The sequence below is a fragment of the Lysinibacillus sp. NPDC096382 genome, assembly GCF_044762845.1.
Classification (GTDB): domain Bacteria; phylum Bacillota; class Bacilli; order Bacillales_A; family Planococcaceae; genus Lysinibacillus.
Genome location: NZ_JBIWFC010000025.1, coordinates 12,792 through 25,924 on the forward strand (window position 1 = coordinate 12,792; position 13,133 = coordinate 25,924).

Annotated in this window: 11 protein-coding genes; 4 read left to right on the plus strand and 7 right to left on the minus strand. The window is 35.5% G+C overall.

Annotated elements, in window-relative coordinates:
- Window positions 1-94: 94 nt before the first annotated feature.
- Window positions 95-220 carry an alpha/beta hydrolase fold domain-containing protein gene (locus tag ACIQZA_RS23120; RefSeq protein WP_400933178.1) on the plus strand — a complete coding sequence of 42 codons (126 nt, stop codon included), beginning with the start codon at window positions 95-97 and terminating at the stop codon, window positions 218-220.
- Window positions 221-276: 56 nt separating this feature from the next.
- On the opposite strand, the gene ACIQZA_RS23125 is transcribed toward ACIQZA_RS23120, so the two are convergent.
- The 7 genes from ACIQZA_RS23125 to ACIQZA_RS23155 form a co-directional block, all read right to left on the minus strand.
- A complete protein-coding gene (locus ACIQZA_RS23125) occupies window positions 277-1,137 on the minus strand; it encodes a DUF6612 family protein (RefSeq protein WP_402884192.1) in 861 nt (286 codons plus the stop codon).
- Window positions 1,138-1,855: 718 nt separating this feature from the next.
- Window positions 1,856-2,140 carry a cytochrome aa3 quinol oxidase subunit IV gene (qoxD, locus tag ACIQZA_RS23130; RefSeq protein ID WP_400932878.1) on the minus strand — a complete coding sequence of 95 codons (285 nt, stop codon included), beginning with the start codon at window positions 2,138-2,140 and terminating at the stop codon, window positions 1,856-1,858.
- Window positions 2,140-2,739, minus strand: coding sequence for a cytochrome aa3 quinol oxidase subunit III (gene qoxC / locus ACIQZA_RS23135; RefSeq protein WP_142509044.1), 600 nt, complete (start codon window positions 2,737-2,739; stop codon window positions 2,140-2,142). The genes qoxD and qoxC overlap by 1 nt, the downstream gene beginning before the upstream one ends.
- A 1-nt stretch (window position 2,740) precedes the next feature.
- Window positions 2,741-4,684: a cytochrome aa3 quinol oxidase subunit I gene (qoxB, locus tag ACIQZA_RS23140; protein ID WP_400932881.1), complete on the minus strand. Its 1,944-nt coding sequence runs from the start codon at window positions 4,682-4,684 to the stop codon at window positions 2,741-2,743.
- Between the two features lie 27 nt (window positions 4,685-4,711).
- Complete coding sequence (qoxA, locus tag ACIQZA_RS23145) at window positions 4,712-5,653, minus strand: cytochrome aa3 quinol oxidase subunit II (RefSeq protein WP_142509042.1); 942 nt, start codon at window positions 5,651-5,653, stop codon at window positions 4,712-4,714.
- Window positions 5,654-6,484: 831 nt separating this feature from the next.
- Window positions 6,485-7,327: a DUF2785 domain-containing protein gene (locus ACIQZA_RS23150; RefSeq protein WP_400932883.1), complete on the minus strand. Its 843-nt coding sequence runs from the start codon at window positions 7,325-7,327 to the stop codon at window positions 6,485-6,487.
- 319 nt (window positions 7,328-7,646) lie between these two features.
- Window positions 7,647-8,114, minus strand: coding sequence for a hypothetical protein (locus ACIQZA_RS23155; RefSeq protein WP_400932885.1), 468 nt, complete (start codon window positions 8,112-8,114; stop codon window positions 7,647-7,649).
- A 388-nt stretch (window positions 8,115-8,502) separates the two neighbouring features.
- Here ACIQZA_RS23155 and ACIQZA_RS23160 point away from each other — a divergent pair, with 388 nt between their 5' ends.
- The 3 genes from ACIQZA_RS23160 to clpX all read left to right on the plus strand — a co-directional run bounded on the left by ACIQZA_RS23160 (window position 8,503) and on the right by clpX (window position 12,992).
- The gene (locus tag ACIQZA_RS23160; RefSeq protein ID WP_402884190.1) at window positions 8,503-9,492 is read left to right on the plus strand and encodes a CDC27 family protein; all 990 of its coding nucleotides are present in this window, start codon (window positions 8,503-8,505) and stop codon (window positions 9,490-9,492) included.
- A 112-nt stretch (window positions 9,493-9,604) separates the two neighbouring features.
- Complete coding sequence (gene tig, locus ACIQZA_RS23165) at window positions 9,605-10,894, plus strand: trigger factor (protein ID WP_400932889.1); 1,290 nt, start codon at window positions 9,605-9,607, stop codon at window positions 10,892-10,894.
- Window positions 10,895-11,720: 826 nt separating this feature from the next.
- Window positions 11,721-12,992, plus strand: a complete 1,272-nt coding sequence (gene clpX, locus ACIQZA_RS23170) for an ATP-dependent protease ATP-binding subunit ClpX (RefSeq protein ID WP_142509037.1) — start codon at window positions 11,721-11,723, stop codon at window positions 12,990-12,992.
- Window positions 12,993-13,133: the final 141 nt, after the last annotated feature.

The following is a 13,133-nucleotide window of genomic DNA, read 5'->3' on the forward strand; positions in this document are numbered from 1 at the left end:
CAAAATGATGCAAGGACCAGATGATAATGATTCACTATGTTTTAGAATTTAGGAGCCAAAGGAAAAGGTGGAGGAAATGCCAGCGCTTTTATGAATTCATGGAGGAGGGTATGTACTAGGTGCTTCAGAGGGTGATGATTTACTATGCCAACGTTTTGTGAATGAAGCAAATTGTATTGTAGTATCGTTGGACTATAAAAAGTTGATTTCATTAAAGTGATACCTAAGTAAAAGGAATCTGCGTACATTAAAGTATGCAGATTCCTTTTATATTGATTATTGTGCAATAGATTGTGCTTTATCGATAATTTCTTGTGGGATGTCGATTGTTTTTAGGTGATTGAATTCAGTGTATGTCACAACTGATTTTGTTTTCATTGATAGTTCTTGATCTTCAACTTTCATTTTTAAATCGAAATTCATATCCAATTTATTTGTATCGAAAGTCTTTTTATCAATCTCTAGAACATAGTGTATTTTATCGATTGTTAAGTTATCAAGTGGGTTTTCTTCAAGACCCATATCTTTCATTGATTTGCTAATTTCTGAATCGATAAGTTCTTTAAATTTATCGCCCTTAGCGTCTAAAGATAAGATATATGCATTATCTGTTTGTTCGAATTTGAAATCTTTGATAAAGTTTTTAAGCTGTTCTAATTGTGCCTTAGCGTCTGCAGATGATGCAGTTTGTTCCATCATTGCATCAAATTGTTCGTTTGGTAATTTATACCAAGTTTTAGTTGTTTCATCCTTCATAAAAAAGCCTTGATCTTTCTTCATGTACATATCAATCGGCATTTCCATACTTTTTTGATCTGCACTAGCCATATCTGGCATTGTCATTGAACCTGATAAGTGCATAGCAATAGGATCGGTAACTACATCCATATCCATTTTCGATTTGATGGAAAACTCCATAGATTGTTCGCCTGATCCAATTTTGGAATCTTGAGTCGTCTCCATTTTTGCACTCGTGCTTTTAATGTCAGCTTGGCGTTCTATCGCTTTTTCATACACTTGCTCTAAAGTGAGTTTACTTTTATTAGTCGTGTCCTTCTTAGGGGTAGCGCTACTGTTACAGGCAGCTAGTGTCAGTGCTAGTGCTCCAACACTTAAAACTTTAAAAAATTTGTTCATTACTTTCATCTCCTATTCGTTGGTAAAAACATCACCTATTAGTATACATTACTATAATAGTAAAAGTTTCATTATTTTAAAAACAGTACTAGTTCAAAAATAAAATAATAGTAAATACCTATCGCATGTCTTGATTGATAAGTCTTCTTACTCACTATGAGTAGCAAGAAAATTTATTCATAAATAATAATAAATGATTAATAAATCCGTTGCTAGTTATTGTGAAATATTGCAATGGTGTTTTTCTTAACTAAAACGTGGGGGTGACTCTGGCTGGCGCTTAAACATTTGTTGCTGACGCTTCGCTTTCGCACAGTTAAAACATTTGTTGCTGACGCTTCGCTTTCGCACAGTTAAAACATTTGTTGCTGACGCTTCGCTTTCACACAGAGCAAAGCTTCCTAGGGGCGGGACGTCCGATGAACCACTTGGGCAACGAATGTTTTCTGTGCGAAAGCGTAGTGCTAAAGAAGCGACAGTAATAGGAGGTTAGTAACGAAGGCTTTTATTTTTATCGATGCAGGTCCAAGTACAACGCCGATTCCAGACGCAATTATGCAGAGGAATAATTAATATGGTCAGTGATTGCTATGTTTGCATAAGGAAGAGTAGGGGGAGGGTTGTTCGGTTTTGAGTTGGGTCTACTTTCAATGGTGGAAAAATATATTTACAAAAAGAAAAAGCCGAGAAAATGATATCATTTTCTCGGCTTTGTTTATCAATTATAGCCCCAGATCATTGCGAATAATGTACCAATGATTGTGACAACACCTACGAATACTGAATATAAAATCGTTGTATATAACGTTTTCTTGTCTTCAGATTCACCGATGTGCATGAATAATACTAATTGTACAGTTGCTTGCGCAAGAGCAGTTACTAGTAAAACGGCGAATGCCATGTTAAGAGACATATCGAATTTAATAACAGATAAAGCTACAACAGTTAGTAATAGTGAGAAGCCGAAGCCCATCACATGTTGTTTTGGGAATAGTTCCTTCATCAGCTAATCAGTCCTTTCAAGTAGACGAAGCTGAAGATGAAAATCCAAACAACGTCTAAGAAGTGCCAGTACAGTGAGAAGATAAACGCTTTGTTAGCCGTTTGTGGGTTTAAACCACGGCTAGCTACTTGGATTAAAATTGCAACGCCCCAGAAGAAACCGAATGTTACGTGGGCACCGTGCGTACCAAGTAAAGTCATTAATGCCGATAAGAATGCACTTGTTTGAATTGTTGCACCTTCATCAACATATGTGATAAATTCATCAATCTCAATGCCTAAGAAGCCAAGACCTAATAGAAGTGTGATGATGAAAAATGCCATCATCGCTTTTTTATTGCCAATACGCATTGCGTGAACACCAAGACCAATTGTGAAACTACTAGTTAATAATAAGAAAGTTTCCCATAATACTGGTGTTAATTCGAAAATCTCAGCGCCATTTGGGCCACTACCTGTACGTGTTTGAAGTGTGAAATACACTGTAAATAGTGTGGCGAATAATACGATTTCGGCGCCAAGGAAAACCCAGAAACCGAAAATTTTCAGGCGATTTTCTTCTGTACTATATTCTAATGGAAGTGAAGAATCGATTTTCATATTATTTATCACCTCTCAAGCTTTTCTCAGTTGCCATAACTTCTTCAACTGAAATGTATCGACCATGATCTTTTTCAAATGAACGGTGAATCATAAAGCCGAATACACCAATCATACTAATGATGGCTGGAATCCATAGATTAAATACAGCGAAGAATGCTGCAAGGAAGAAGAATCCGCTCATCCAGAATGGTGTGCCAGTGTTGTTAGGCATGTGAATCTTTTCAATTTTACCTGCTGTAATATCGCGACCTTCTTTTTTCGCGAACCAGAATTCATCTAAACGAGTAACAGTTGGAACTACTGCAAAGTTATATTCTGGTACTGGAGAATGAGTAGCCCATTCTAACGTACGACCATCCCAAACATCTGCTTTTTCATTACGTGGCATATGTTTCCAGCTGTAGTAAATGTTATATACGATTAACGCAAAGCCGACAGCAAGACCAATACCACCGATGAACGATAGCATGTTCAATGGGCCGTAGCCAGTTGACTCAGAGTAAGTGTACATACGACGAGCGTAACCATCTAAACCTAAAATGAATAGAGGGAAGAATGTTACGTTAAAGCATACTGCGATAAACCAGAAACCAGCTTTACCTAGTTTTTCATTTAAACGGAAACCGAACATTTTTGGCCACCAGTAGTGGTAACCTGCAAGTACACCGAATACTGTACCTGGAATTAATACATAGTGGAAGTGGGCAACTAAGAACATCGTATTATGATATTGATAGTCAGCACTTGCCATTGCTAGCATTACCCCTGTAACCCCACCAATTGTGAAGATAGGAATAAAGCCAAGAGCATAAAGCATAGGAGTTGTAAATTGAATTTTACCGTGTCTCATTGTGAGCAACCAGTTAAATATTTTAACCCCTGTCGGAACAGCGATTGCCATTGTAGTAATAGAGAATACGCTGTTTACCATTACACCGTGACCCATTGTATAGAAATGGTGGGCCCATACTAAGAATGATAGTAACGAAATTACAACCATACTCATAACCATTGATTTATAGCCATATAAGTTTTTACGTGCAAATGTCGCAATGATTTCAGAGAAGATACCGAAAGCAGGTAGGATAACGATATAAACTTCAGGATGTCCCCAAACCCAGAATAGGTTGGCCCAAAGCATATCCATACCGCCATTTTGCATGGCAAAGAATTGTGTACCGAATTGACGGTCAAGCATCATTAAAGCAAGTGCTACAGTTAATACTGGGAATGCAAATACGATAATAATGTTTGTTATTAAAATTGACCAAGTGAACATTGGCATTTTCATTAATGTCATACCAGGTGCACGCATTTTAATGATTGTTGCGATGAAGTTAACACCAGTCATTAACGTACCAATCCCTGATAATTGTAAAGCTAAAGAATAGTAGTTGTTCCCAACAGTTGGACTAAATTCTGTCCCAGATAGTGGGAAGTATGCTGTCCAACCAGCATCAGGTGAACCACCAATAATAAATGATAGGTTTAGTAAACCGCAACCAGCTGCAAATAGCCAGAAGCTGACTGCATTTAGACGTGGGAAGGCAACGTCACGTGCACCAATTTGCAGTGGGATAACAACGTTCATTAAACCAATTACGAATGGCATAGCCATGAATAAAATCATTAATAAACCGTGTGTTGTGAAAATCTCATTATAGTGTTGTGCATCAAGAAGTCCATTATCAGGAACTGCCGTTTGTGCACGCATTAACAATGCATCGATACCGCCGCGGAATAGCATCAAAAGTGCTGTAGCGATATACATAATACCGATTTTTTTATGGTCAACAGTTGATAGCCAGTTTTTGTAGAAATAGCCCCACTTTTTGAAATACGTAAGGCCAGCTACGATAACCACTGCTCCAACTACGATACTAATAGCTGCCGCTAAAATCATCGGTTCTTGCATAGGATGGAATACTTCTTCCATACTCATTGGATGCGCTCCTTTCGGGTAAAAAAATTAATGTGAATGTGTAGCTTCAGAATGATTTCCATGATCCATTTTAGAGTGATCCATTTCTTTCTCAGACATGTTCATATCACTATGATCCATGTCTCCCATTTTCATGTGTTCACTGTGTTCCATTGGAGCAGGTCTAAATTCTAAGTGTGTAGATGAATAGCTTGAACGACCAACATGTTCTGCTTTTAATAGTTCATCAAATTTTTCTTCTGTTAATGGTTTTTCTTTTGTTTTTACATCAGTAGCCCATTTGTCGAAGTCTTCTTGTGTCATAGATTGCGCTTCAAATTCCATTTCAGCAAAACCACGACCACTGAAGTTAGAGTTTCGGCCCATGAATGAACCAACCTCATCTGCAGCAAGGTGAATAGTTGTTAACATGTCACTCATCGCGTATTTTTGACCAGCTAATTGAGGAATCCAGAAACTTGTGATTGGTCCGAAAGAGTAAAGTTTGAACTCAATTGGACGGTCAGTTGGAATATTTACATAGTTTACAGTTTCAATACCTTGCTCTGGGTAACTAAAATGCCATTTCCAGTTAGAAGATGATGCGTAAATAACAAGTGGCTCTTTATTGTCATAACCTTCTGGTGTTGACTCTACCGTACTTGTTGTTCTTACAGTAACAATTGCTAAGAATGCCACTATGATAATAGGGATAACTGTCCATGTAATTTCAAGTAGATGACTACCCTCTTCGTGAGGAGGCTCATAATCGGCAGGTGTTTTTGAAGCACGGTATTTTGTTAACATAAATGCTAAAAGCACGTACACGACTAGTAATATAAAGGCCATTGTAATAATGGATAAAATAATTGTGTCTGATAATGTTTTGGCATTTGGCCCTTTTGGATCAAAGATTGTTAGGGGTTCGCAGCCAGAAAGAACTGCAAGCGCACCGAATGCAATAAACATTAAGCTTAACTTTTTCTTCATGTTTGACTCCTTTCTATAAAACGGCTATTCATAAATTTCATTTGTTTTATATAGATCGAATTTATAAATAGTGGGTAATACGGTCACCTCTTTTAGTTGTTGTACCAATCAAATAATAAGAAAAACTTACAATGGCATGGTTCATAATGAAACATTGAATCTAGTATTTGATTGGTCTAGTGCAAGCGTTCGCAAAATCATTAATCTTTGTAATCGATTTTTTAGACAAAGTATCATAATCAACCGACACAAAATGTCTTTGTTTGCAAATAGGATTATACGCTCGTTTCAAAGAAAAAAATTGTTTTTTTATATTTTTAATAGTAAACCGAGGATGATTATGAACATTTTTTGAACAAAAATCGTTATTTCAATATTAGTATTTTTGCATTTAATTAAATAAACACTGTTGAAACGTTGAAAACACTGAGTTTCTTGTGTTTAACCATGTAAATAGTTTTTTTTGTGAAAATATCATTTCACATTTTAGACTTCATTTTGTAATAAAATTGCCGTTATGTTGAGGTTTTGAGTGCTTTTTTGTTGCGTTTTTTTGAAAGATGAGTCCGCGAAAAGATGGATTATGGATATATCAGGATAAATTTTAAATGTAAGGGATGAATGGGAAGGGGGATAATATTAATTATGTTAATATAATTACGGACTTCCATATAATGTAATATAAATATTTTATCCAAAAAGTAAAAATAGCAAACTAAGGATATCCTTGGTTTGCTATTTTTGGTTACAAAGACGAAAATAAATGTTCAAAGCAGAAAGAAAGTGATTTATCTTTATTTGACACAAATACGCCAGGTAATGAGTATAATTTTAAGCTCCTAACTTTAGCCATTTTGCTACTTGTCCATAGATAGTATTTTGAAGTTTTAAGGCTAGGTTATTCATCTTTAAGGCGAAGTACAATGTTTTCATTAAATTTAATGTGCATGTACGTCCACTAAAAAAGGCTTCGTTATAGCCCTGAGTCACTAAATGCATTTCAAATTTATCAAATACTTGATCGACAAATTCTATTAATGCTTCCTCGGAATAGTTACGAGCTAGTAACGCTTCAATTATATTCATTAAGCGTTCCTCCTCATCGTTGACGAAGACAGTATCTTTCCATGTAACAAGTTTTAATGCATGCAAGATGAGAGGTGCATACTGTAAGTTAAATTTAGGGTGTTTAATCGTCATGGCTGCTAAATCTGCACCATGTGCAATGCTATGCGCCCAGCCCTTATCATGAACATGACCTCGTGTATCTTTTTCCAATAATAAATAGCGGCCAATCTTTTGAAAGAAAGCTTGTAGACGATCATCATTTAATACCAGTAGTTCAGCATCTTTTGCAAGAATACCTGCTGCAAGTAAAGCAGAAAACGAACGTGTAAAGACACTATCTGTCAATTCTTCACCTAGCTTTAAATATAAAAAATCGTCGCTTGTAACAGTATCAAATAAATATTGTAACTGTTCGGTGCTCAATAAATTATCGCTAAGTATATTAATAAAAGTACGATAAATTAATTTGTCGCGTAATTCGGCATCTGGTGAACCGATGTGCGTTAACATTTCTTGTAACAACCAATCGCCTTTTTGTAACATTAATTCTTGTTGAGCTGAATGTGTCATAGTGGAAAATGATTGTAAAGTATTTTTGATATCCATATGTAATTCCCCCGAAGTTAAGTTAATTCTCTATAAGAGCATTTTTTTTAATATATTCCTTGATAATCAGTAGTCTTTGTAATTACCTTTATAACAATTCGCAGACATAGTAAATGCTTTTAGAGCTATGCATTTTTATTATAGCGTTTCAATGATAATTTGTGAGTTGTGAAGTTTTCTAGTGATATAGGAGTATATTCACAATGGGAATTCCAGAATCAACAGAAAGTTGATATGATAGACAAGCAACAAAAAGGAGTAGACTTAATAAACGAGCTCAAAACAAAAGACATACCTATTAAAGTATGTCTCATCCTAGTTATGATATAACGGCTGACTTTATACCGAGCGGCCATTCGATAAAGGTATTTTGATTAGTTTTTAATTCTACAAGAATATTTGCATTTATAATGGCATCGATTAGCCATTCACTATAATGAAAGTTCGGTTGAGCGTGCATTAAGATTCGTTGCATATCTTTTTTGTCGATACTTAGCAGTTTATAGTTGCATTCAATGTGTACATTTTGGGGAATAATAAAAAGTGACTCATGTTGGTGTCCAAGTGAAATGGAGCCAGGAATGTGACCTTTGATACTTATAATATGTGTAATCGCTTCTTGTGTATATACATCAATCTTAGTTCTTGTGAGTAGTTCAAATTCAATCGGATAATCCTTCAGATGGGGACCGTCCGCTGTAGATAACGATACAACTTTAATTGATAGTGCCTCATACATAGAAGAGATGCTACTACCAAATTCACTGACTGTATCTATTAATTGCATGTATTCCACTCCTTGTGAAGAACTTTAAATTACAAAGCTGGTGTCTGTAAATAGTAATAAAAAAGATATTATTAATTATAATACAATTTATTACAAAATATGAAATACTAAAGTGGATATTTTTGTTAGAAACGAGCAGTGGATAGATTGTATATATGTGTTGTTATTTACTTAAAAAGTTGAAAGTAACATTTTTTAAAGCGTATTTCAACTAATGGGATTGATTGGAGTGAAGGTGGGGAGCTTCCTAGATGTGTGGCAAACCTTCGAGGTCAAATAAGAGTAGCTTACTGGTAAAGTGTTCAGTGAATACGGAAATCAACTCCATGTTATGATGATTATTCAATAAGAAACTAATAAGTAAAATAGAGCTAAAGAGGTGAGAAAAATGACAAAGCGAAAACGGCATGTTATCAAACATGACAATATTGTTGTTTTTCCTGGTGCTGTTCAAACATTAATACGTGAAGGACATATGTATGCGGAAAATTATCAATATGAAGAGGCTGTGGCAAGCTTTGAAAGTGCATTTTCATATGAAGATGGAGACGAAAGTGCATTAAGTACCTACGCGTATGCTTTATATGAATTAAAAGAATACGATAAAGTTAAAAATGTTTGTGAGCAATTGTTTGCTATGGGGACGACATTGTATGTAGAAGTAATGGAACTGTATGTTACAGTATGTATGCAGTTAAAGGAATACCATCAAGTAGAATCGTTAATTACGACATTAATTGAAGAAAACGTACTTCCAGAAGATCAGCTTGAGAAATTTGAACGCATAAGAAGCTTGAATCAAGAGGTTGCTAAGAATCTCCAAAAAAAAGAGGATGCTAAACGATTGTTAGAAGAGCAAGAATATGAACTTTCGAAATTTAGTGCATTAACGCCAAACGAACAATCTATTCGACTGCATCGCTTAATGGATACGAATGTACGACAATTAAAAATAGCATTGAAAGCTATTATTGAATGTCCAACAATCCATCCATTTGTTCAGAGCTTAGCATTAATTCTATTAGTGGAACAAGAAGTGTCGATTGACATTACTGTCTCAAAATTTGATGAAACAATAACTGTTAATCCTAATAATTTAGTCCTACCAAATCAGTTGCCTCAGTATAGGGAAGTAAAAAAAATAATTGAAAATAAATTAGAGCAAGACCCAGCGACGTTGGAAATGGTACAATATTTAATGGCGAAGCATTCCATTGTAACGTATCCGTTTGAATGGCAACCATTCGAAGCCGATGATATTGCTTATAGTTATATTGACTTTGTACAATCGATGCTCGGAAAAGTACAGGAAATGGATTATGAAATCATTGACTTTTTACAAATGTTAGAAAAACTAACTGAACTACATGAGGTATGAAATAAGTTGAAACTATACGCATCTATGTTATACTAAAATGGTTGTCAAAATCGTAGTTACGAATGAATTGTCTAACATTTAAACTTGATTATTTATTTGGAGGTATTTATACATGTCAGCAAAATGGGAAAAACAAGAAGGTAATATCGGTACTCTTACAATCGAAGTATCAGCTGCAGAAGTAGACGCAGCAATGGACCAAGCGTTCAAAAAAGTTGTGAAACAAATTAACGTTCCAGGTTTCCGTAAAGGAAAAATGCCTCGTAAAATGTTTGAACAACGTTTTGGTATCGAATCTTTATACCAAGATGCTTTAGAAATCATCGTTCCTGATTCTTATTCAAAAGCGATCGATGAAGCTGGAATTATGCCAGTTGATTACCCAGAAATTTCTGGTACAGAAAACTTCGTACACGGTAAAGATTTCACATTTACTGCTCAAGTAACAGTGAAACCAGAGCCGAAACTTGGTGAATACAAAGGTTTAGAAGTTGCGAAACTTCCAGTAGAAGTTACTGATGAAGAAGTAGAAACACAAATTCAAGACCAATTAGCTCGTAAAGCAGAGCTTGAAATTAAAGAAGACGAAGCTATCGTAGAAGGCGATACAGCTACTATCGACTTTGAAGGTTTCGTAGGCGAAGAAGCATTTGAAGGTGGTAAAGGTGAAGACTACCCACTAGAAATCGGGTCAGGCTCATTCATCCCTGGCTTTGAAGAACAACTTGTAGGTGTAAAAACTGGTGAATCTAAAGACGTAGTTGTTACTTTCCCAGAAGAATACCATGCAGCAGAATTAGCTGGTAAAGAAGCTACTTTCAAAGTAACTGTAAAAGAAGTTAAAACGAAAGTTCTTCCAGAACTAAACGACGAATTCGCTAAAGAATTAGACCCAGAAGTTGAAGGTGTCGATGCTTTACGCGCTAAAATCAAAGAGCAAACTGCTGAACAAAAACAAGCTGAATCTGATGCAACACTTCGTGATCAATTAGTTGAAAAAGCTGCTGAAAATGCAGAATTTGAAGTGCCTGCTGGTATGATCAACTCTGAAACTGATCGTATGTTACAAGAATTTGGTCAACGTTTACAAATGCAAGGCATGAACTTAGACCTTTACTACCAATTCTCAGGTCAATCAGAAGAAGATTTACGTGGACAAATGAAAGAAGAAGCACAAAGCCGTGTACGTGTATCTTTAACACTTGAAGCAATTGCTGAAGCTGAAAAAATTGAAGCATCTGAAGCTGATATCGCAGCTGAATTAGAAAAAATGGCTGCTCAATTTAACATGACTAATGAGCAAATTACTGGAGCTTTAGGCGGCACAGCAGTTCTTGAAAACGACATTAAAATTCAAAAAACAGTTGAATTTTTAGTGGAAAACGCTAAAATTACTGAATAGGATTTTTTTGTAACTGGATAAAAAAATGAAAACAAGGTACGGCATTAAACCGTGCCTTGTTTTATCACATATTTTTTATTTAGAATAAGCTAGATTCCCCTTTTAGTTCAGTTAATTATATTATTAATATTACGACTACTTTCACCGCAAAAAGCATCCTCCAAAAGGAAATACTTTTTTGAAAAGGGGATAAGGCAAAGGCCTTTACACTTCTCTAATACATAGTATTGTTTGACTTTTCACACGATGCTAAAATTTGACTTTATTCAGTAGAGATCAAATTGATGTCTCAATTCTTCCAAATGAGAACGAAATACATCCTCTTCTGAATGAAGTTAAGCCTCTGGCGAATATAATAGATTTTAACTTCTTTCAGCCATTATTTTCTGTAGCGACAGCAGCAAATGTTTTCTGCGCGAAAGCAAAGCGACAGCTACAATTATGCCGAGGCGTAATTAATAGAAATATAAGTTACTTGAGTATTTTTAACTTGTATTAACGGTATTTCAGTGAAGCCACAAGCCAAATATCAGTCGAGAGTCAGAGATCTTGACGGAAAGAAAGGTCTTTGGTGCTAGAGGTTTCTGAAGAATCAGTCAGTTATACACACAGAATCCAACTACACACTAAGGTTAAGAGCTGGAATTCATCAAGTTAATGAATGGGCATTATTTGCAATAAATGATAATGTTTTTTGTGCAATAAATGTCGAAAACTTTTTGAAATCTTGAAACATAAACGCCATGGTGTAAATAGATGCAGACAATTTATTTGATAAAGATTCAATAATCTTGTAAGATTGTTGCTTGAATAGGGGTGAAACATATTGTTCAAATTTAATGATGAAAAAGGCAATTTAAAATGCTCATTCTGTGGAAAACCACAAGAACAGGTACGTAAACTAGTTGCAGGTCCTGGTGTTTATATTTGTGATGAATGTATCGAACTTTGTTCAGAAATCGTTGTAGAGGAACTGGGTGTTGAAGAAGAGATTGAATTCCAAGATATTCCAAAACCGAAAGAGATCTTAACGATTTTAGATGAGTATGTAATAGGGCAAGAACGTGCTAAAAAAGCTTTAGCAGTTGCGGTTTACAATCACTACAAACGCATTAATACAAATAGTAAAATTGATGATGTAGAATTAGCAAAATCGAACATTGTGTTAATCGGCCCAACTGGTAGCGGTAAAACTTTATTGGCCCAAACATTGGCGCGTATATTAAACGTTCCTTTTGCTATTGCAGATGCTACTTCTCTAACAGAAGCTGGTTATGTTGGTGAGGACGTTGAAAATATTTTATTAAAATTAATTCAATCCGCAGATTACGATATCGAGCGTGCTGAAAAAGGAATCATCTATATTGATGAAATCGATAAAGTTGCACGTAAATCTGAAAATCCATCCATTACACGTGATGTTTCTGGTGAAGGTGTACAACAAGCTCTTCTGAAAATTTTAGAAGGTACAGTTGCAAGTGTTCCACCACAAGGTGGTCGTAAGCATCCACACCAAGAGTTTTTACAAATTGATACTACAAACATCTTATTTATTGTGGGTGGAGCATTTGATGGAATAGAATCCATTATTAAACGTCGTCAAGGTGAAAAAGTAATTGGTTTCGGTTCAGATCCAAACAAAATTGATATGGATGAAGGCTCAATTATGGCAAAGCTAATTCCAGAGGATTTATTAAAATTTGGTCTAATTCCAGAATTTATCGGTCGATTACCAGTACTTGCAAGTCTAGAACAATTAAACGAGGCTGCGCTTGTACAAATTTTAACGGAGCCTAAAAATGCACTAGCTAAGCAATATCAAAAAATGCTTGAACTAGATGGTGTTGAGCTTGAGTTTGATGAAGGTGCTCTTTCTGAAATTGCAAAAGAAGCAATAGAACGGAAAACGGGTGCACGTGGTCTTCGTTCAATTATTGAGTCAACAATGCTTGATGTAATGTACGAACTACCTTCACGCGAAGATGTGAAAAAATGTATCATTACGGCAAAAACAATTACGGATAAAGAAAAACCGAAATTGCTTCTTGAAGATGGCACTGAACTCGATGAAGGTAGCGACACAAAAACTTCAGCATAACGAACAGACACTATGTCTATTGTTATGAGATAAAGAGTAATTTAGCTGACTTCGATTGTGCAATATTCGCACATATCGACAGTCAGCTTTTTATTCATTCATACATAAAGCCAACTGTAATTAGATGAAATTTTTGGCTCA